Source organism: Paracoccus marinus, assembly GCF_007018965.1.
Lineage (GTDB): Bacteria > Pseudomonadota > Alphaproteobacteria > Rhodobacterales > Rhodobacteraceae > Paracoccus > Paracoccus marinus.
Map to the genome: position 1 here is coordinate 249,147 of NZ_VJYZ01000010.1, position 18,402 is coordinate 267,548.

19 protein-coding genes are annotated in these 18,402 nt (G+C 69.5%); 11 read left to right on the forward strand and 8 right to left on the reverse strand.

Annotated elements, in window-relative coordinates; genetic code table 11:
- Positions 1-41 precede the first annotated feature (41 nt).
- The gene (gene pheT / locus FNF32_RS06995; protein ID WP_131672630.1) at positions 42-2,447 is read left to right on the forward strand and encodes a phenylalanine--tRNA ligase subunit beta; all 2,406 of its coding nucleotides are present in this window, start codon (positions 42-44) and stop codon (positions 2,445-2,447) included.
- Positions 2,448-2,484: 37 nt separating this feature from the next.
- Here the strand turns inward: pheT and FNF32_RS07000 are convergent, their stop codons facing one another.
- Positions 2,485-3,189, reverse strand: coding sequence for a glutathione S-transferase N-terminal domain-containing protein (locus FNF32_RS07000; protein WP_131672631.1), 705 nt, complete (start codon positions 3,187-3,189; stop codon positions 2,485-2,487).
- A 100-nt stretch (positions 3,190-3,289) separates the two neighbouring features.
- Here FNF32_RS07000 and mscL point away from each other — a divergent pair, with 100 nt between their 5' ends.
- On the forward strand, positions 3,290-3,769 hold the full coding sequence (gene mscL, locus FNF32_RS07005) for a large conductance mechanosensitive channel protein MscL (protein WP_143796546.1): 480 nt from the start codon (positions 3,290-3,292) through the stop codon (positions 3,767-3,769).
- Between the two features lie 70 nt (positions 3,770-3,839).
- On the opposite strand, the gene ald is transcribed toward mscL, so the two are convergent.
- Positions 3,840-4,958, reverse strand: coding sequence for an alanine dehydrogenase (ald, locus tag FNF32_RS07010; protein WP_131672633.1), 1,119 nt, complete (start codon positions 4,956-4,958; stop codon positions 3,840-3,842).
- 147 nt (positions 4,959-5,105) lie between these two features.
- On the opposite strand from ald, the gene FNF32_RS07015 reads away from it, so the two are divergent.
- Together FNF32_RS07015 and FNF32_RS07020 are read left to right on the forward strand one after the other, a co-directional pair.
- Complete coding sequence (locus tag FNF32_RS07015; RefSeq protein ID WP_185961887.1) at positions 5,106-5,564, forward strand: Lrp/AsnC family transcriptional regulator; 459 nt, start codon at positions 5,106-5,108, stop codon at positions 5,562-5,564.
- Positions 5,565-5,626: 62 nt separating this feature from the next.
- Positions 5,627-6,001, forward strand: a complete 375-nt coding sequence (locus FNF32_RS07020; protein WP_185961877.1) for a nuclear transport factor 2 family protein — start codon at positions 5,627-5,629, stop codon at positions 5,999-6,001.
- 134 nt (positions 6,002-6,135) lie between these two features.
- Here FNF32_RS07020 and rpsU read toward each other — a convergent pair whose 3' ends face one another.
- Complete coding sequence (rpsU, locus tag FNF32_RS07025) at positions 6,136-6,342, reverse strand: 30S ribosomal protein S21 (RefSeq protein WP_011748553.1); 207 nt, start codon at positions 6,340-6,342, stop codon at positions 6,136-6,138.
- 93 nt (positions 6,343-6,435) lie between these two features.
- Between rpsU and FNF32_RS07030 the strand changes: the two genes are divergently transcribed.
- Complete coding sequence (locus FNF32_RS07030; protein WP_131672636.1) at positions 6,436-7,122, forward strand: COQ9 family protein; 687 nt, start codon at positions 6,436-6,438, stop codon at positions 7,120-7,122.
- Positions 7,122-8,117: an NAD(P)H-quinone oxidoreductase gene (locus FNF32_RS07035; RefSeq protein WP_185961878.1), complete on the forward strand. Its 996-nt coding sequence runs from the start codon at positions 7,122-7,124 to the stop codon at positions 8,115-8,117. Before FNF32_RS07030 ends, FNF32_RS07035 begins: the two co-directional genes overlap by 1 nt.
- A gap of 8 nt (positions 8,118-8,125) precedes the next feature.
- Here FNF32_RS07035 and FNF32_RS07040 read toward each other — a convergent pair whose 3' ends face one another.
- Entirely contained in the window at positions 8,126-8,512 is a 387-nt protein-coding gene (locus tag FNF32_RS07040; protein WP_221930672.1) for a hypothetical protein, read from the reverse strand.
- Between the two features lie 92 nt (positions 8,513-8,604).
- On the opposite strand from FNF32_RS07040, the gene FNF32_RS07045 reads away from it, so the two are divergent.
- Entirely contained in the window at positions 8,605-9,048 is a 444-nt protein-coding gene (locus tag FNF32_RS07045; RefSeq protein WP_131672638.1) for a heavy metal-responsive transcriptional regulator, read from the forward strand.
- On the opposite strand, the gene FNF32_RS07050 is transcribed toward FNF32_RS07045, so the two are convergent.
- Entirely contained in the window at positions 8,976-9,623 is a 648-nt protein-coding gene (locus tag FNF32_RS07050; RefSeq protein WP_143796547.1) for a ribonuclease T2 family protein, read from the reverse strand. The genes FNF32_RS07045 and FNF32_RS07050 overlap by 73 nt on opposite strands.
- 153 nt (positions 9,624-9,776) lie before the next feature.
- Here FNF32_RS07050 and FNF32_RS07055 point away from each other — a divergent pair, with 153 nt between their 5' ends.
- From FNF32_RS07055 to FNF32_RS07065, 3 genes are all read left to right on the forward strand, one after another.
- Complete coding sequence (locus tag FNF32_RS07055) at positions 9,777-10,496, forward strand: DUF1013 domain-containing protein (protein WP_131672640.1); 720 nt, start codon at positions 9,777-9,779, stop codon at positions 10,494-10,496.
- 164 nt (positions 10,497-10,660) lie between these two features.
- Positions 10,661-11,455: a hypothetical protein gene (locus tag FNF32_RS07060; protein ID WP_131672641.1), complete on the forward strand. Its 795-nt coding sequence runs from the start codon at positions 10,661-10,663 to the stop codon at positions 11,453-11,455.
- The gene (locus FNF32_RS07065) at positions 11,455-13,398 is read left to right on the forward strand and encodes a glycosyltransferase family 2 protein (RefSeq protein ID WP_131672642.1); all 1,944 of its coding nucleotides are present in this window, start codon (positions 11,455-11,457) and stop codon (positions 13,396-13,398) included. The genes FNF32_RS07060 and FNF32_RS07065 overlap by 1 nt, the downstream gene beginning before the upstream one ends.
- On the opposite strand, the gene mutS is transcribed toward FNF32_RS07065, so the two are convergent.
- Positions 13,368-15,992: a DNA mismatch repair protein MutS gene (mutS, locus tag FNF32_RS07070; RefSeq protein ID WP_131672643.1), complete on the reverse strand. Its 2,625-nt coding sequence runs from the start codon at positions 15,990-15,992 to the stop codon at positions 13,368-13,370. The genes FNF32_RS07065 and mutS overlap by 31 nt on opposite strands.
- A 130-nt stretch (positions 15,993-16,122) precedes the next feature.
- Here mutS and FNF32_RS07075 point away from each other — a divergent pair, with 130 nt between their 5' ends.
- A complete protein-coding gene (locus FNF32_RS07075; RefSeq protein ID WP_246087716.1) occupies positions 16,123-16,971 on the forward strand; it encodes a 2-keto-4-pentenoate hydratase in 849 nt (282 codons plus the stop codon).
- Here FNF32_RS07075 and FNF32_RS07080 read toward each other — a convergent pair whose 3' ends face one another.
- Both FNF32_RS07080 and FNF32_RS07085 read right to left on the reverse strand, forming a co-directional pair.
- Positions 16,972-17,718, reverse strand: coding sequence for an amino acid ABC transporter ATP-binding protein (locus tag FNF32_RS07080; protein WP_131672644.1), 747 nt, complete (start codon positions 17,716-17,718; stop codon positions 16,972-16,974).
- Positions 17,715-18,377 (reverse strand): amino acid ABC transporter permease, encoded by a 663-nt coding sequence (locus FNF32_RS07085; protein ID WP_131672719.1) that lies wholly within the window; start codon positions 18,375-18,377, stop codon positions 17,715-17,717. Before FNF32_RS07085 ends, FNF32_RS07080 begins: the two co-directional genes overlap by 4 nt.
- Positions 18,378-18,402: the final 25 nt, after the last annotated feature.

Here is an 18,402-nt window from a genome sequence, read left to right on the forward strand (position 1 = left end):
AAGTCGGCTGTAAGAGGACTGCGACTAGTTGGATATGCCGCATGAAACTCACCCTCTCCTGGCTCCGTGACCACCTCGACACCACGGCCTCCCTCACCGAGATCGCGGACGCGCTCACCGACCTCGGGCTCGAGGTCGAGGATATCCACGACCCCGCCGCGCGGCTCCACGCGTTCACCCTCGCGCAGGTCACCCATGCCGAACAGCACCCCGATGCCGACCGGCTCCGCGTCTGCCGCGTCATGACCGACGAGGGCGAGAAGCAGATCGTCTGCGGGGCGCCCAACGCGCGGGCCGGGATCACCGTCGTCCTCGCCAAGCCCGGCGACTACGTGCCCGGGATCGACACGACCCTCGGCGTCGGCAAGATCCGCGGCGTCGAATCCCACGGGATGATGGCGTCCGAGCGCGAGCTTGAGCTTTCCGACGAACACAACGGTATCATCGAACTGCCCTCGGGTGAGGTCGGGCAGCGGTTCACCGACTGGCTTGCCGCGAACGCGCCCGAGAAGATCGATCCGATGATCCATATCAAGATCACCCCGAACCGCCCCGACGCGCTCGGCGTGCGCGGCATCGCGCGCGATCTTGCGGCGCGGGGTCTGGGGACGCTGAAGCCGCTGGAGATCGCGCCGGTCGAGGGCGGCTTCGACAGCCCCATCGGCGTGACCATCGCCCCGGACGCCGCCGAACGCGCGCCGCATTTCACCGGCCGGCTGATCCGCGGCGTGACGAACGGCCCCAGCCCCGACTGGCTGCAGAGCCGATTGCGGGCGATCGGGCTGCGGCCGATCTCCACCCTGGTGGACATCACCAACCTGTTCACATTCGACCTGAACCGCCCGCTGCACGTCTTCGACGCCGCCCGGGTCCACGGCGACTTGACCGTGCGCGGGGCGGCGGCGGGTGAAAGCCTGCTCGCGCTCGACGGCAAGACCTACGACCTGCGCGCGGGCGACCTTGTGATCGCCGATGCGAACGGCCCCGAAAGCCTCGCCGGGATCATGGGCGGCGAGGCGTCGGGCGTGACCGGGGCGACGACGGACGTGTTCCTGGAAAGCGCCTACTGGCAGCCGATCGGGATCGCGGCGACGGGCCGCGCGCTGAAAATCAACTCGGACGCGCGCTACCGCTTTGAACGGGGCGTGGACCCGGCGTTCACGCGCGACGGGCTGGAACGGGCGACGCGCATGATCCTCGATCTTTGCGGGGGCGAGGCGAGCCGGGTGGTCGAGGCGGGGGCGGCGCCCGACACCTCGCGCGCCTATCGGCTGGACCCCGCGCGCACGCAAAGCCTCGTGGGCATGGACATCCCCGAGGCGCAGCAGCGCGCGACGCTTGAGGCGCTGGGGTTCGTCATGGACGGCGACATGGCCCAGGTGCCGTCTTGGCGCCCCGACGTGCAGGGCGAGGCCGACCTGATCGAGGAAATCGCCCGCATCGCCAGCCTGTCGCGGCTGCAGGGCAAGCCGCTGCCGCGTCCGCGCGCGGGCGTGCCGCTGCCGGTGCTGACGCCGTTGCAGCGCCGCGAGGGGGCGGCGCGGCGGATGGCGGCGGCCTTGGGTTACAACGAATGCGTCACCTACAGCTTCATCGACGAAGCCTCGGCGGCGCTGTTCGGCGGCGGCTCGGACGCGGTTCGGATCGAGAACCCGATCTCGTCGGAAATGTCGCATCTGCGCCCCGACCTGCTGCCGGGCCTGCTGGCGGCGGCGGCGCGGAACCAGGCGCGCGGCTTTGCCGATCTGGCGCTGTTCGAGCTGGGGCCGGTGTTTTCGGGCGGCGAGCCGGGCGAGCAGACGGTGCAGCTGACCGGCCTTCTGGTCGGGGCGAGCGCGCCCCGCGACGCCTTCGGGTCGCGCCGCCCGGTCGATGTCTATGACGCCAAGGCCGATGCCGAGGCGATCCTGTCCACCATCGGCGCGCCCGCCCGCGCGCAGGTGGATCGCAAGCTCGACGGCTGGTGGCATCCGGGGCGCGCGGGCAACATCGCGCTGGGGCCGAACCGCCTTGCCACCTTCGGCGAGGTGCATCCGCGCGTCCTGAAGGCGATGGAAGTGAAGGGGCCGGCGGTCGCGTTCACGGTCCACGTCGCCAATGTGCCGCTGCCCAAGGTCAAGACGCCGACGCGCCCCGCGCTCAACCTCAGCGACCTGCAGGCGGTCGAACGCGACTTCGCCTTCGTCGTCGATGCGGGGGTCGAGGCGCTGACCATCGTCAACGCGGCGCAGGGCGCGGACAAGGCGCTGATCGAAAGCGTGCGCGTGTTCGACCAGTTCGCGGGCGACAAGGCCGAGGCGCAGATGGGCGCGGGCAAGAAGTCCGTCGCGATCACCGCGCGGCTGCAGCCCCGCGACAAGACGCTGACCGACAAGGACATCGAGGCGGTCGCGGCGAAGATCGTGGACAAGGTCGCCAAGGCGACCGGCGGCACGCTGCGAAGCTGAGAGGAAAGGGGCGTCGGTCCCCCGACGCCCCTTTCTGTCACTGCCGCGGCGGGATGTTCAGGCCCCGTTCGACCGCCGGCCGGGCCGCGAAACGGTCCACCCACGGGCCGATATTCGCGAAGTCGTCCAGGCCGACCAGCTCCGCGGCCTCGTAGCCCGTGCGCAGGTTGCGGACCCACGGCGCGATCGCGATGTCGGCGATGGAATAGTCGCCGGTGATCCACTCGCGCCCGTCGAGCTGCCGGTCGATGACGCCCAGCAGCCGCTTCGCCTCGTTGACGTAGCGGTTGAGCGGGCGCTTGTCCTCGATCTCGCGGCCCTTGTAGCGGTGGAAGAAGCCGATCTGCCCGAACATCGGCCCCACACCGCCCATCTGGAACATGAGCCATTGCAGGGTGTGATAGCGCGCCGCCCCCTCGCGCGGCAGGAAAAGCCCGGTCTTGTCGGCGAGATAGACGAGGATCGCGCCGGATTCCCACAGCCCCATCGGCTCGCCGCCCGGGCCGTTCGGGTCGATCAGCGCCGGGATCTTGTTGTTGGGGTTGAGCGACAGGTACTCGGGCGTCATCTGGTCTTCGGGATCGCCGATGCTGATGCGGTGAACCTCGTAGTCCAGCGCGCATTCTTCGAGCATGATCGACGCCTTGACCCCGTTGGGCGTCGGCAGCGAATACAGCTGGATCGCGTCGGGGCGCTGCGCGGGCCAGCGATCCGTGATCGGAAATCCACTCAGGTCAGCCATTCTCGGGCCTCCGTTAGTTCAATAATTGTTTACCGGTTTCCGCCATGCTAGCGGCAAGGTGCAGGACCTTGTCTGCGGCAAACGACGAAAGGGATCCGTCATGATCAAGGAGTTTCGCGATTTCATCGCAAAGGGCAATGTCATGGACATGGCCGTCGGCATCATCATCGGTGCGGCGTTCACGGCCATCGTGACTGCGCTCGTCGCCGACCTGATCGAGCCCATACTGGGCCTGATCACCGGCAACACCGACTTTTCGAACTACTTCTACCCGCTCGACGGCAACGACTATCCGACGCTCCAGGCTGCGCGCGACGCGGGCGTCGGCGTGTTCGCCTATGGCAGCTTCATCACCGCGGTGATCAATTTCCTGATCATCGCCTTCGTGGTGTTCCTGCTGGTCAAGGGCGTGAACGGCATCAAGGAACGCGCGCTGCGCAAGCAGGAAGCCGACGCATCCGCCGCCGGCCCCTCGCAAGAGGCGCTGCTGGCCGAGATCCGCGACCTGCTGGCCGCCCGCACCGACGTGGGCCGGACCTCGGGGCCGGCCGGTTCCTACGATCCAGCGCCGCTGCGCTGATCTGACGAAGCAAGGGCGGGCCGGGAACGACCCCCGGCCCGCCTTCCTCGCGCGCGGTCGGCGTCGGGGCTTACAGGCCCAGCAGCGCCTCGGGCGTGCGGGCGTCCAGACCCAGCGCCTCGCCCACCGGGGGCGATGTCAGGATGCCTTCGTGAACCGCCAGGCCCGCGCGCAGATGCGGGTTCGCGGTCACGGCGTCGCGCCAGCCACGGTCCGCCAGCGCGACCACGAACGGCAGGGTCGCGTTCCCCAGCGCCTGGGTCGAGGTGCGGGCGACCGCGCCCGGCATGTTGGCCACGCAGTAGTGCAGGACATCGTCCACCGTATAGACCGGGTCCTCGTGCGTGGTCGCGTGCGAGGTTTCGAAACAGCCGCCCTGATCGATCGCCACGTCCACCAGAACCGATCCCGGCAGCATGTCCGACAACTGCGCGCGGCTGACGAGCTTGGGCGCCGCGGCGCCGGGGATCAGCACCGCCCCGATCACCATGTCGGCGGTGGGCAGCAGTTCGGCGATCGCACCCGCGTTGGAATAGCGGGTCTTGAGCCGCCCCATGTAGATGTCGTCGAGATAGGCGAGCCGGGCGAGCGAGCGGTCCAGCACCGTCACGTCCGCGCCCATCCCCACGGCGACCCGTGCCGCCGATGCGCCGACCACGCCGCCGCCGATCACCACCACCCGCGCGGGCTGCACGCCCGGCACCCCGCCCAACAGGACGCCGCGCCCGCCATTCGCCTTTTGCAGCGCCCACGCCCCCATCTGCGGCGCAAGGCGGCCCGCGACCTCGGACATCGGCGCCAGCAGCGGCAGCCCGCCGCGCGGATCGGTCACCGTCTCATAGGCGATGGCGGTCGCGCCCGACGCCAGAAGGTCGCGGGTCTGGTCGGGATCGGGCGCGAGGTGCAGGTAGGTGAACAGAAGCTGGCCCTGCCGCAGCATCGCGCGTTCGCCCGGCTGCGGCTCCTTGACCTTCACGATCATGTCGGCCGCCGCGAATACGGCCTGCGCGTCCGGCGCGACCTCGGCGCCCGCGGCGACATAGTCCTGGTCCGTGAACCCCGCGCCCGTCCCGGCCTCGGCCTGGATCGTGACGCGGTGGCCGCGCTCGACCAGCTCGCGCGCGGCGTCGGGCGTCAGGCCGACGCGGAACTCCTGCGGCTTGATCTCTTTCGGGCAACCGACATGCATGTGCAAACTCCCCCCTGCAAAAGCATCCGTGGCGCCGATCCTGTCATGACACGGGTGCAACTTTCTGCTTATCTGCCGCGCAGTGCCGCGCGTCCGCGGCAGGTTCTTCTATCAACCCGCGCTTTCGTCGAAGGAAACGCCAACTTGATCGCGATCGACGAAACCGACCGCCGGATCCTTACCACGCTGCAGAAAGAGGGCCGGATCTCGAACGCAGATCTGGCCGAGCGGGTGAACCTGTCGGCCAGCGCCTGCCACAGGCGGGTGCAGCGGCTGGAACAGGCGGGCGTGATCGCGGGCTATGTCGCGCTCTTGGACCAGCGCAGCCTTGACCGCAACACCACCGTGTTCGTGGAAATCACCCTGTCGGGGCAGGGCGACGCGGTGCTGGACGCGTTTGAAAAGGCAGTCCGGGCGATCCCCGACGTGCTGGAATGCCACCTGATGGCGGGCACGGCGGACTACTTGGTGAAGGTGCTGGCCGCCGACACCGACGACTTCGCCCGCATCCACCGCCAGCACCTCGCCCGGCTGCCCGGCGTGGCGCAGATGCAGTCGTCATTCTCGCTGCGAACGGTGGTGCAGACGACGGCACTGCCGGTGTGAGGCTGGGCATCCCGGCGGCGTTGCGCCACAGTAGGTCCGCATTGCCGATGAAGGAGACCGCCGTGCCCGCCGCAGAGATCGAAGCCGCCGTCCGCAACCTGATCCGCGCTGGATCGACATACGACCTGGACGCCCTCGACCCCTGCTACGCGCCGGAACTGGAAATCGTGATGGTGGCGCCGGATGGGCAGGCGATGGTGTTCGACCGCGCGGCCAACATGGCCTTCTTCCGCGATCGCCGGGACGGCGGCGCGCCGCCGCTCAGCCAGGACGTGCGCTTCATCCACACGGCCGCGACGGGCGACATCGGCTGCGCGGTCGTGGAACGGCGGATGGCGCTGACCGGCCCCGAGGTGCAGACGATCGTCTTTACGCTGATGCTGCGGCGTGACGGCGGCGGCTGGACGGTCTTTCGGGAAACCGCGGTCGTCCGCTGAGCCGCGTCGATCCGCGCCCGCGCCGCGCATGAAGAAACCCCCGCGGCCAAGGCTGCGGGGGTTTCCTGAACTCATGGCTCGCTCGTCTTGCAGCGCGCCGTCGCAAGACCCTTGGCGGGGCTTTCTCAAGTCCCTTAAAGGGCGCCTTCGCGCTGGGCCTTTTTACGGGCCAGCTTGCGGGCGCGGCGGACGGCCTCGGCCTTTTCACGGGCTTTCTTGACCGACGGCTTCTCGAAATGCTGCTTCAGCTTCATTTCGCGGAAGACCCCTTCGCGCTGAAGTTTTTTCTTCAGGGCACGAAGCGCCTGTTCGACGTTGTTGTCGCGAACGCTCACCTGCATGTGGTTGTCACCACCTTCCTAGGTTAGAGTTGATAGATTGCAGGAAGCGGCCCTATAGCCCGGCCGCCCCCGATTGTCCAGTGAGGGATGACGATGCCGGACCGGACCGAAAAGCTGCTGGACGCGGTGCTGCCGCATGTGCCGTTCGAGGGGATGAACGATCGCGCGCTGGTCGCGGGCGCGCGCGACCTGGGGATCGCACCCGACGTGGCGCGCGCGCTGTTCCCGCAGGGCGGGGCGGGGCTTGCCGCGGCCTATCACCGCCGCGGCGACGCGGCGCTGCGGGCGTCGCTTGGCGAACACCCCGCGACCGGCCGCTTCCGCGACCGCGTGGCCGAGGCGCTGTGGCGGCGGCTGTCGCTCGCCGATCCCGAACTGGTGCGCGCGGGCGCGGCGGTCATGGCGCTGCCCCAGAACGCGGGGCTCGGCGCGCGCCTTGTCTGGGAAACCGCCGACACGGTCTGGACGGCGCTCGGCGACACGTCGGACGACGTGAACTGGTGGACCAAGCGGGCGACTCTTTCGTCGGTCTGGGGGGCGGTGGTCCTTTACTGGCTGGGCGATCTGTCCGAGGGGCGCGCCGACACCCGCGCCTTCATCGACCGCCGGATCGACGACGTGATGCGGTTCGAGACGTTCAAGGCCAATGCCCGCCGCGTGCCGGGCGTCGCGCGGCTTGCGGGCCTCGCCACCGGCTGGATCCGCAAGCCGCGCGCGGGCGACCGCTTCGCCGCGCCGGGGGGCCGCGCGGGCCAGGGCATCGGCGAAGGGGCGAAGTGATGGACCTGCCCGACGACATGACCGCGATCGAGATCACGGCCCCCGGCGACCCGTCGGTCCTGCGGCCCGCGCGGCGCGCGCTGCCGATGCCCGGACCGGGGCAGATCGTGATCCGGGTGGCCTTTGCCGGCGTGAACCGGCCCGACGTGCTGCAGCGGCTCGGGGCCTATGCGCCGCCGCCCGGCGCGTCCGACCTGCCGGGGCTGGAATGTTCCGGCCACGTCGCCGCCGTGGGGCAGGGCGTCACCCGCTGGCAGATCGGCGACCCGGTCTGCGCGCTGACGCCCGGCGGGGCGTACGCCGAATACGTCGCGACCCACGCCGACCACGCACTGCCGGTGCCGCGGGGGCTGCCCCTGCGCGAGGCCGCGTGCCTGCCCGAGACCTGCTTTACCGTCTGGTCGAACGTCGTCACCCGCGGCCGCCTGCAGGCGGGCGAACGCTTCCTTGTCCATGGCGGATCGTCCGGGATCGGCACGACCGCGATCCAGATCGCCCGCGCGCTCGGCGCCCGCGTCTGGGCGACGGCCGGATCGGACGAGAAATGCGCGGCCTGCGCCCGGCTCGGCGCGACCCCCATCAACTACCGCACCGAGGATTTCGTCGAGCTGCTGCAGGACGAGGGCGGCGCCGACCTGATCCTCGACATGGTGGGCGGCGACTACATCGCCCGCAACCTGCGCGCGCTGGCGGACGACGGGCGGCTGGTGTTCATCGCCTTTCTCGGCGGCCCCAAGGCCGAGATCAACTTCGCCCAGATCATGGCGCGCCGCCTGACCGTCACCGGCTCGACCCTGCGCCCGCAATCCGACCTGTCCAAGGCCGCGATCGCGGACGACCTGCGCCGGCACGTCTGGCCGATGGTCGAGGCGGGCAAGCTGCGCCCGGTCATGGACGAGGAGTTCGCCCTGACCGACGCGGCCGCCGCCCACGCGCGCATGGAAGCGGGCGATCACATCGGCAAGATCGTGCTGCGGGTGGCGGGGGAGGACTGACCGGAACGCTACGCCGCCGCGGCAGACCGGACCGGCAGCGACTGCAGGACGCCGAAGGCAAGCTCCACCGCCAGAAAGCCCCATAGCAGCGGCGTTGCGCCATGCGCCAGCGCAACAGCCATCCAGGCCGAGAAAAGCCAGCGCCCGACGGCGTCGAATCGCGCATAGGCCGGATCGCCCGACCGCAGCCGAACGATCGCCCACAGCGCCACGATCGTGCCGAAGAAGTTCGCGAACAGCGCGCCATGCGCGTCAAGATCGGGCAGCGCCGGCAGCCCCGCCGCGAGGTGGACCCATTGCAGCGCGGCCCATGCGACTGCCAGGAACATCGGCGTGGCAAAGGGCAGCGCAACGGCCAGGTCGTACCACGCGGAGACGCGATAGATGCGGTTCATTCGGGCAGGTTCGAGCATCGTTCATCGTCCTGATGATTTCCAATGCGGACGCTGCTACACCTTGGACCACGCTTAAGGGTCAAGAGATTTCGATGCGGATAGGAGAGCTTGCCCGGCGGGCGGGGGTAAGCCCCGACACGCTGAGGTTCTACGAAGCGCGCGGGCTGATCGCGGCCGATCGCCGGCCGAACGGCTATCGCGACTATCCGACCGGGGAGCTGGCGCGGGTGGCCCTGATCCGGCAGGCGAAAGCGCTCGGGTTTTCGCTGGCTGAGATCGGTGTGCTGCTCGATCAGATCGGTGGCGAGCTGCCGCCCGCCGAGGTCGCGGCGCTGCTGCAGCCGAAGCTTGACGAGATCGACGCGCGCATCGCCGCGATGACATCCCTGCGCCAGCTGCTTGCAGACCGGATCGACCGTCCCTGCCCGCTGGCGGTCGGGGCGCGGCCGGCGGGCGGGCCCGGTCAGCCCGGCGCTTCCATCAGCAGGGCGCCGGCGCAGTCGCGGCGGCTGTCGGGGGCGCAGTCGCGCGGCTGAAGGTCGCGGGTCAGGCAGATCCGCACCTCGTCCAGGCGCTTTCCGTTGCAGGTGACGGTGATCCCGTTGCGGGTCATGTCGGGGTTGGCCTGGATGAAGGCGTCCTCGACCACCCCGGCGGGCAGGGTCACGTCGCGCGGCAGCATCTTCAGCAGCGCCGGCACCTCGGCCCCGGCGGCGGCGTCGCGCACCGCCGCGTAGTAGCCCTGCGCCGACAGCCCCGAACAGCGGCCGTGCTTCTGCCACTGATACCAGGCCAGCCCGCCCGACCCCATCACGTCGGCCATCGCCGCGCTTTCGCGGCGCGAGGGGTCGCGTTCGGCGGTGCGGCAGTCGGCGGGCCAGCCGTCCTCGTATTGCGGCCACAGCCCGTGGACCACGAAGGCGGTGCGGCGGCGCGGGTCGCACTGCGCCTCGTCCCGGCCGCGACCCTCGGTCGCGCACCATGACGGCGACCAGCTGAGCGCCAGGACGTAATAGTCGAAATCGCCGGCCACGTCCTGCGCGGCGGCCGCCGGCGGCAGGGTGCAAAGGGCCGACAGGAAGGCTGCGGCGGCGGCGGCGATGGTTTTCATGGCGCCCAGCCTAGACGCGCGCGGGGGCCGGCAAAAGGGGCTTCAAACGTCCCGTCCTTCTGCGTATATTATCCGTCAATTCCCGAAATTCAGGAATGGCGCCCCGCGCCACCCGGTTTCACCGGACAGGACACGTTTGCGAAGGAGCAACCCATGAACAAGCCGCTGATGGCCAAGGCCACCGCCGTCTGGCTGGTCGACAACACCACCCTGAGCTTCAAGCAGATCGGCGATTTCTGCGGCCTGCACGAGCTGGAAGTGCAGGGCATCGCCGATGGCGACGTGGCCACCGGGGTCAAGGGGTTCGATCCCGTCGCCTCGAACCAGCTTGACCCGGTCGAGATCGAGAAGGGCCAAAAGGATACCGCCTACAAGCTGAAGCTGAAGCACAACCCCGCCGCCGAGGGCGAGGAAAAGCGCCGCGGCCCGCGCTACACGCCCCTGTCCAAGCGCCAGGACCGCCCGGCCGCGATCCTGTGGCTGGTCAAGTTCCACCCGGAGCTTGCGGACGCGCAGATCGCCAAGCTGGTCGGCACCACCAAGCCCACCATCGCGGCGATTCGCGACCGCACCCACTGGAACATCCAGAACATCACCCCGATCGACCCGGTGGCGCTTGGCCTGTGCCGCCAGACCGAACTGGACGCCGCCGTCCAGAAGGCCGCGAAGTCCAAGCCCGAGGTGATGACCGACGACGAGCGCCGCAAGCTGGTGTCCACCGAAAGCAGCCTTGGGATGAGCGACGAGGCGCGGCTGCCGTCCGCGATCGCCGGGCTGGAAAACTTCACCCTGACCCGCGACGAACCCCGCCGCCCGACCGAGGTGGACGCCGACAGCTTCTTCAACCTGCCGGGCGGCGACGAGGAGGAGTGAGGCGCGGGCGGGCGGCTGCCGGACGCTATTGCGAACCGGATGGCTGCCCGGGTCGGGTTGCACAGTTGTGATGTTTCACCCTTAACGTGTATGGGGGACGACAAGCGGGGCGCAATTAAGGCGTTCCGATCGCGGGTCGTCCGCGTGCATGAGAAGGATATTTCGTGGCGTTCATCTTTCGCGACGACCCCACCAACGTGGGCGACCACGTCTGCCCCCCGTACAAGTATTTCGACTTCCGCGATGCCCCCGTCTACGACGTGATGGACCCCTCGGCGGACCTGTCGACCGAGAAGGTCGTCGTGGTCGGCGGCGGCGGGCTGGGGCGCAGGTATTTCCGCAAGCAGCTTGACCGGATCGCGGCCTCGCCCCGTCCCTACAAGCTTGTCGCCTGGGGTGTCGGCGCCGACACGGTGATCGACAAGTCGGGCGCGGCGCTTGATCCCGCTGGGGATTACGACCTGTTCAGCCCGTTCTTCGACGCCTTCGACATCGTGGGCATCCGCAGCTGGTCCGAGGACCAGCGGTTCACCTGGGTGCCCTGCGCGTCGTCGATGTCGGGCCTGCTGGACATCTATCGCGACAAGCCGCCGACCAGGACGATCGGCTATTACCAGCACAAGCACACCCGCATGGGGGTGGGCACCGGCGACACGGTAATGACGAACAACGGCACGGACCTGGAAAGCAAGTTGCGCTTCCTTGCCGACCACGAATACATCGTGTCAAATACCTACCACGGCGTGTTCTGGGCCACGCTTCTCAACCGCAAGGTCCTGTGCCTTCCATTCAAGTCAGGGTTGTTCTCGTACAAGCACAAGCCCGCCTACATCACCACGGAACGTCCCGGCGACGATGATCTGCATCGGGCCGTGTCGTACGACAGCAGCCTGGAGGAATGCCGGGCGGCCAACGTGGCCTTCTACGACCGCCTGCAGGATGAGATTGGCCCGTTCTGATGACAGCTGACAAACCCCTCGCCGATATTGCGTCGCTCTGGATCGAGGGGCCGCTGTCCTGGATGGAGCGGGCCTCGATCCAGAGCTTCCTCGACCTGGGGCACCGCTATACGCTTTACAGCTACGGCGAGGTCCCGAACGTGCCCGAAGGGGCCGTTCACCGGGATGCGCGCGAGATCTGGGCGCAGGACGAGATCGTCGTCCATGCCAAGGCGAAAAGCCCCGCGATCCACGCCGACGTGTTCCGCGCCATCATGACGTGCAAGACGCGGCAGGTCTGGGCCGATACCGACATCATCGCGGTGCGCCCCTTTGCGCTGGCCGGTGGATGGTATCTTGGCTACGAGCGCGGCGCGAAGCTTGGCAACGCGATCATGGGCTTTCCCGAGGGGTCCGAGACGGCGCGCCTGCTGTCCGAGTTCCTGTCGTCGGAAAACATGGTGCCGCCGTGGTTCAACGCGGGCGGGCAGAAGCAGCTTCGCAAGATGCTGGAGAACGGCCAGACGATCCGCCTGGGCGATCTGCCCTGGGGCAGCACCGGGCCCCAGGCGCTGAGCTATTATGCCGAGCTGACGGGCGAGATCAGCCACGCCCAGCCGGTCGCCACGTTCTTCCCGGTCGATTTCGGCGCGCGGAAGATGCTGGTCGATCCCAAGCAGGCCGACCGGGTCGCCGCGTTCGAGGCGGACGAGCGCTGCCTGTCCATCCATCTTTATTCGCGCTGGCTGCGGAAATACACCGAAGGCCGCTTCCCCAAGCAGGGCTCGTGGCTGGGCGACAAGCTGGTCCAGCTGGGGATCGCCGAGGCGGATCAGCTCGCCTCGGCCGAGAAGAAGAAAAAAGCAAAGGCGCCCAAGGCGAAGCCGGTGCCGATCGATCCCGAGGCTTTCTTCGCCGATCTGGATGCCCGCAAGGATGCCGTGCCGGGCGGGGCGAACACCTCGCCCCACGGGCGCATCGTCGCGGTGACCATGGCCAAGGACGAAGGCCCCTACGTGCTGGAATGGGTGGCCTATCACCACCTGCTGGGGTTCACCGACCTGCTCGCCTTTACCAACGACTGCACCGACGGCACCGACGAGATGCTGGACGCGCTGGCGAAGCTTGGCCTTGTCACGCGGATCGACAACCCGCCGCTGGGCACCAAGCCGCCGCAGTCGCGTGCGTTGCGCCGGGCTCAGGTCCATCCGCTGGTCAGGGCAGCCGACTGGGTGATGGTCTTTGATTTCGACGAGTTCGTCAGCATCAAGGCGGGCGAGGGCCGGGTGGACGACGCGATCGACATCATCAAGGACCGGGGCGCCACCGGCATGGCGATGACCTGGCGCTTCTTCGGAAGCGGGGGCGTGCCGCGCTATTCCGACCGCCTGGTGACCGAGCGGTTCACCAACGCGGCGGGCGACGACTTCGTGAAGGGCTTCGGGGTCAAGACCCTGTTCAGCCACCAGCCCGGCATCAAGCTGGCGATCCACCGCCCCAACATCGCGGGCAAATCCGACAGCGAGCGGGTGGTGTTCAACTGGGTCAACGGATCGGGCAACCCGGTCGACGGTCGGGTGATGACCTGGCGCCAGACCCGCAACACGGCGGGCTACGATTTCGCGCAGGTGAACCACTACGGCGTGAAGTCGGGCGAGGAGTTCCTGATGCGCCGACTGCGTGGCGACGTGCTGAACAACCACGGCAAGTACGACGACGCGTATTTCCAGCAGTTCGACCGCAACGAGACCACGGACCGGTCGGCCGCGGACCGGGGCCGCAAGGTCAAGGCGTTCATCGCCAAGCTGCTGAAGGACCCGGACGTCGCGGCGGCGCAGAAGCTGATCGAGTCGCGCTATGCCGAAAAGCTGGAACGGCTGCGGACGTCGGATGGCTACGACGACCAGATGCGCAGCCTGCGCGAGGTCGCCGATCAGCCCTTGGCCAGCGCCACGAGTTCGTAGACCAGTTCCAGCGCCTCGCGCGGGGTCAGCGCGTCCGGCGTGATGGCGTGCAGGCGGGCCTCGGCCGCAGACTGCTTCGGCGGGGTGGCCCTGGCCGCAGGCGCCGCGCGGAACAGCGGCAGGTCGTCGATCAGCGCCGCGGGTTCCGCGCCCCCCTCTCGCGCACCCGATTCCAGCGCGGTGAGGATGTCGCGCGCGCGGTCCACCACCGCTGCCGGCAGGCCCGCCAGCCGCGCGACCTGCACCCCGTAGCTGCGGTCGGCCGCGCCCCTTGTGACCTCGTGCAGGAAGATCACCTCGCCTTCCCACTCGCGCACCGCGACGGTCGCGTTCTCGACGCCTTCGAGCTTCGCGGCAAGCTGCGTCATCTCGTGGTAGTGGGTCGCGAACAGCGCGCGGCAGCGGTTCTGGGCGTGCAGGTGTTCCAGCACCGCCCAGGCGATCGACAGCCCGTCCCAGGTCGCGGTGCCGCGCCCGATCTCGTCCAGGATCACCAGCGCGCCCGCGTCGGCCTGATTGAGGATCGCGGCGGTTTCCACCATCTCGACCATGAAGGTGGACCGCCCGCGCGCCAGGTCGTCGGCCGCGCCCACGCGGCTGAACAGCTGCGACACCAGCCCCAGATTCGCGCTTTGCGCCGGCACGAACGCGCCCGCCTGCGCCAGCACGGCGATCAGCGCGTTCTGGCGCAGGAAGGTCGATTTCCCGGCCATGTTCGGCCCCGTCAGCAGCCAGATCGCGGGGGTGTCGCCCGTCGTCAACGCGCAGTCGTTGGCGACGAACGGCTCGCCCTTGCGCCTGAGCGCGCGTTCCACGACCGGGTGCCGCCCGCCCGTGACCACAAAGGCGCGGCTTTCGTCCACGCGGGGCCGGGTCCAGCCGTCGGCGGTGGCGAGGTCGGCGAAGGCGGCGGCAAGGTCGATCTCGGCCAGCGCCCGCGCCGTCTGGCCGATCGTCGGCCCCGTGGCCAGCACGGCGGCGACGAGGCGGGCGTAGATCTGGCGTTCGATCTCAAGCGCGCGGTCGCGGGCGTTGAGGATGCGGGTTTCCAGCTCGCTCAGTTCGACGGTGGTGAAGCGGATCTGATTGGCGGTGGTCTGGCGGTGGATGAAGCGCGCGTTCAAGGGCGGGGCGAGCATCCGTTCGGCGTGGGTGGCGGTCGTCTCGATGAAGTAGCCCAGCACGTTGTTGTGCTTGATCTTCAGGCTGGACACGCCGGTATCCGCGATGAACTCGCCCTGCATGCGGGCAATGACGCCGCGCCCCTCGTCGCGCAGCGCGCGGGTGTCGTCGAGGTCGGGATCAAAGCCCTGCGCGACGAAGCCGCCGTCGCGGGCCAGCAGCGGCGGCTCGGCCACCAGCGCGTCATCCAGCCGCGCGATCAGCTCGTCGTGGCCGATCAGGTCGCGTGCGGCGTCCCCCAGCAGCGGGTCGTCGCCGCCCAGCATCGCGGAGATGCGGATCGCGGCGGCAAGGCCGTTGCGGATGGCGGCAAGGTCGCGCGGCCCGCCGCGTTCCAGCGCCAGCCGCGACAGCGCGCGGTCCATGTCGGGCACGCGGGCCAGCGCGTCGCGCAGGTCGGCGGTCAGGCGCGCGTCGTCCACGAGATGCGCGACGGCGGCCTGGCGGCGGTGGATTTCGGGCAGGTTGCGGCTGGGCGCGCTGAGGCGGCGTTCCAGCAGGCGCGCGCCGGGCGCGGTCACGGTACGGTCCACGGCGGCCAGCAGCGATCCTTCGCGTCCGCCCGACAGGGCCTGCGTCAGTTCCAGGTTGCGCCGCGTCGCCGCGTCGATCTGCATCGCGCCCGCGCCGCTTTCGCGCACCGGGGGCGCAAGGCGCGGCATCCGCCCGCGCTGGGTCAGTTCCAGATAGTCCACGATCGCGCCCATCGCGGAAAGTTCGGCGCGGCCGAAGCTGCCGAAGCCGTCCAGCGTCTCGACCCCGTAGGCCGCGCACAGGCGGCGCGCGCCGGACTGGCTGTCAAAGCTGGCGGCCGACAGTTCCGTCAGCGCGGCGCCCGCTTCCGCCGCCACCTCGTCCAGCCGCGATCCGTCAAGCGCCAGCAGTTCGCGCGGCGCGTGGCGGGCGAGTTCGGGCGCCAGCCGCGCGGGCGGGCAGGGCGCGACCCGCAGCGCCCCGGTCGAGATGTCCACCCACGCCAGCGCGCAGTCGTCGCGGACCTGCGCGAAGGCCGCGAGGAAGTTGTGGCGCCGCGCTTCCAGCAGCGATTCCTCGGTCAGCGTGCCCGGCGTGACGAGCCGCACGACGTCGCGGGCGACGACGGACTTCGCGCCGCGCTTCCTGGCCTCGGCGGGGTCCTCGATCTGCTCGGCGATGGCCACGCGAAAGCCCTTGCGGATCAGCGTCAGCAGGTAGGATTCGGCGGCGTGAACCGGCACCCCGCACATCGGGATGGGCTGGCCCAGATGCGTGCCTCGCTTCGTCAGCGCGATGTCCAGCGCGGCGGCGGCCGCGACCGCGTCGTCGAAGAACATCTCGTAGAAATCGCCCATGCGATAGAACAGCAGCGCCCCGGGGTTCGCGTCGCGGATCGCGAGGTACTGGGCCATCATCGGGGTCGGCTGATCGGTCATCGGGCACCTTGGGGTTTCGACGGTTCTAGGGCGCGGGCGGGGCGATGGGAACCGCCCCGCGGCAGCTTCCGGTGGACAGGCGGCGCGCCCGCGCGCACCCTTGCCGCATCGGAAAAAGGGGGAGGTTTCCATGAGGATCATCACAGCACTCGCGGCCATGTTCGCGGCCACCTTCGCGGCAGGCCCCGCGCTTGCCGCCTGCCCGCCGCCCGCGCAGATGCAGGCCGCCGCGACCGGCTGGCTCGCGGGCGATCGTCTGCCCGACCCGGGCGTTGCCAGCATGGCCGACGCCGCCTGCGCCTATGCCGCCTTCCGGGGCGGGCTCGAGGCCGCGATGGGCAAGCCGGTGGGGGTCAAGGTCGGCTTCACCTCGAAGCCCGTGCAGGAAAGGTTCGGGGTGACCGAGCCCGCGACCGGCGCCCTGTTCGCGCCCATGATCGTGGCGGACGGCGAGGCGGTGTCGCTTTCGGGCAGCCGAGCGCCCTTTTACGAGGCCGACCTGATCGTGACCGTGGCCGATCCCGCGATCATGCAGGCGACCACGCGCGAACAGGTCGCGGCCGCCCTGGACGAGGTGCGGCCGTTCATCGAACTGCCCGATCTCGCCATGGCCGAAGGGGTGAAGCCGACCGGGCCGGTGATGGCGTCCTACGGCGTGACGCCATGGCGCGGCGTGCTGGGCGAAGGGGTCAAGGTGGCGGAGCTGTCCGATCCGGTCGCGAACCTCGCCGCGCTGACGGTGGACCTGAAGGCCGACGGCACGTCGGTCGCGCAGGGCACCGGCGACATGCTGCTGGGGCATCCGCTGGACGTGGTGCTGTGGCTGGCCGGGCAGGGCGGCTACGACCTGCCGGCGGGCACCATGATCTCGCTGGGGTCGCTGAGCCCGCTGACGGAGGCCGCGCCCGGTATCGAGGTCAGCGCCGACTACCTGATCGACGGCAAGCCGATGCGCGTCGCCACGCGGCTGACCGAATGACTAAAGCACCCGCTGCAGGAAGGCGCGGGTGCGCGGGTCCGTCGGGTCGGAAAAGATCCGCTCCGGCGGCCCTTCCTCGACGATGACGCCGCCGTCCATGAAGACGACGCGGTCCGCGATCTCGCGCGCGAACTGCATCTCGTGGGTGACGACGACCATCGTCTGCCCGGCCTCGGCCACGCGGCGCATCAGCGCCAGCACCTCGCCCACCCATTCGGGATCAAGGGCGCTGGTGGGTTCGTCCAGCAGCATCAGGTCCGCATCCAGCGCCATCGCCCGGGCGATCCCGATCCGCTGCTGCTGACCGCCCGACAGATTCGACGGGTAGGCATCGGCGCGGTCGGCCATTCCGATGTCGCGCAGGATCGACATGGCGCGCGCGTCGGCCTGCGCCTGCGGCATGCCGCGCACCACGGTCAGCCCCTCGGCGATGTTCTGGCGCGCGGTCTTGTTGGCGAACAGCGCATAGCTTTGAAACACGAACGCGGTGCGGCGGCGGATCGCCAGCACCTCGGCCTTGGTGGCGGTCGCGGAATCGACCGAAAGGTCGCCGATCTGGATCCGGCCCGCCTGCGCGCGTTCGAGAAAGTTCCAGCAGCGCAGCAGGGTGGACTTGCCGGTCCCCGAGGGGCCGATGATGGCCACGCATTCCCCAGGATCGACGCACAGGTCGATGCCGCGCAGCACCGGCGTCTCGCCAAAACGCTTGGCCAGCCCCGTCAGGCTTGCGCCGCACCGCCCGCTCATGCCCGCGTCCCCCCGGTGGCCCGCCGCTCGGTCCGCCGTTCAAGCCACGCCTGCACGCGCGACAGCACCTCGACCATGATCCAGTAGATGATCGCCACCACCAGGAACGATTCGAGATAGCGGAAGCTGCCCGCCGCTTCCTTCTGCGCCGCGCCCATCATCTCGGTCACGCCAAGGGTGAAGGCGAGCGAGGTCGATTTCAGGATGTCCACGAAGTAGTTCACCATCGTCGGCGCGAACACCCGCGCCGCCTGCGGCAGGATGATCCGGCGCATCGTCTGCCCCTCGGTCATGCCGACGGCGCGCGCGGCTTCCCACTGGTCGCGGGCGACCCCCAAGATCGCGCCGCGCAGCGATTCCGCCATATAGGCCGCGAAGTGCAGCGTCAGGCCCAGCATCGCGGCGGTGACGCCGTCGATCGCGACGAAGGCGGGGATCGCCTGCGGCAGGCCGTAGTAGAACAGGAACAGCTGCACCAGCAGCGGGGTGCCGCGGAAGAAGCTGATGAACACCCCCGCCGCCTGGTTGGCGACGGGAATGCGCAGGACGCGGATCACGGCCAGGATCGCCGCAAGGATCAGCGCGCCGATCATCGACCCCACCGCCATGCCGAAGGTCAGCGGCACGAAGCGCAGGATCACGGGCAGCAGCCCGGCCATGTAGTCGAGGTCGATCACCCGCGCA

Bases quoted from the DNA above. Each gene is read 5' to 3' on its own strand.
- rpsU (WP_011748553.1), bottom strand. From the start codon at position 6,342: ATGCAGGTGAGCGTTCGCGACAACAACGTCGAACAGGCGCTTCGTGCC.
- FNF32_RS07080 (WP_131672644.1), bottom strand. From the start codon at position 17,718: ATGAGCGGGCGGTGCGGCGCAAGCCTGACGGGGCTGGCCAAGCGTTTT.
- FNF32_RS07085 (WP_131672719.1), bottom strand. From the start codon at position 18,377: ATGGCCGGGCTGCTGCCCGTGATCCTGCGCTTCGTGCCGCTGACCTTC.
- mscL (WP_143796546.1), top strand. From the start codon at position 3,290: ATGATCAAGGAGTTTCGCGATTTCATCGCAAAGGGCAATGTCATGGAC.
- mutS (WP_131672643.1), bottom strand. From the start codon at position 15,992: ATGACCGATCAGCCGACCCCGATGATGGCCCAGTACCTCGCGATCCGC.
- pheT (WP_131672630.1), top strand. From the start codon at position 42: ATGAAACTCACCCTCTCCTGGCTCCGTGACCACCTCGACACCACGGCC.
- FNF32_RS07000 (WP_131672631.1), bottom strand. From the start codon at position 3,189: ATGGCTGACCTGAGTGGATTTCCGATCACGGATCGCTGGCCCGCGCAG.
- FNF32_RS07065 (WP_131672642.1), top strand. From the start codon at position 11,455: ATGACAGCTGACAAACCCCTCGCCGATATTGCGTCGCTCTGGATCGAG.
- FNF32_RS07030 (WP_131672636.1), top strand. From the start codon at position 6,436: ATGCCGGACCGGACCGAAAAGCTGCTGGACGCGGTGCTGCCGCATGTG.
- FNF32_RS07075 (WP_246087716.1), top strand. From the start codon at position 16,123: ATGAGGATCATCACAGCACTCGCGGCCATGTTCGCGGCCACCTTCGCG.
- ald (WP_131672633.1), bottom strand. From the start codon at position 4,958: ATGCATGTCGGTTGCCCGAAAGAGATCAAGCCGCAGGAGTTCCGCGTC.
- FNF32_RS07055 (WP_131672640.1), top strand. From the start codon at position 9,777: ATGAACAAGCCGCTGATGGCCAAGGCCACCGCCGTCTGGCTGGTCGAC.
- FNF32_RS07035 (WP_185961878.1), top strand. From the start codon at position 7,122: ATGGACCTGCCCGACGACATGACCGCGATCGAGATCACGGCCCCCGGC.
- FNF32_RS07050 (WP_143796547.1), bottom strand. From the start codon at position 9,623: ATGAAAACCATCGCCGCCGCCGCCGCAGCCTTCCTGTCGGCCCTTTGC.
- FNF32_RS07040 (WP_221930672.1), bottom strand. From the start codon at position 8,512: ATGAACCGCATCTATCGCGTCTCCGCGTGGTACGACCTGGCCGTTGCG.
- FNF32_RS07045 (WP_131672638.1), top strand. From the start codon at position 8,605: ATGCGGATAGGAGAGCTTGCCCGGCGGGCGGGGGTAAGCCCCGACACG.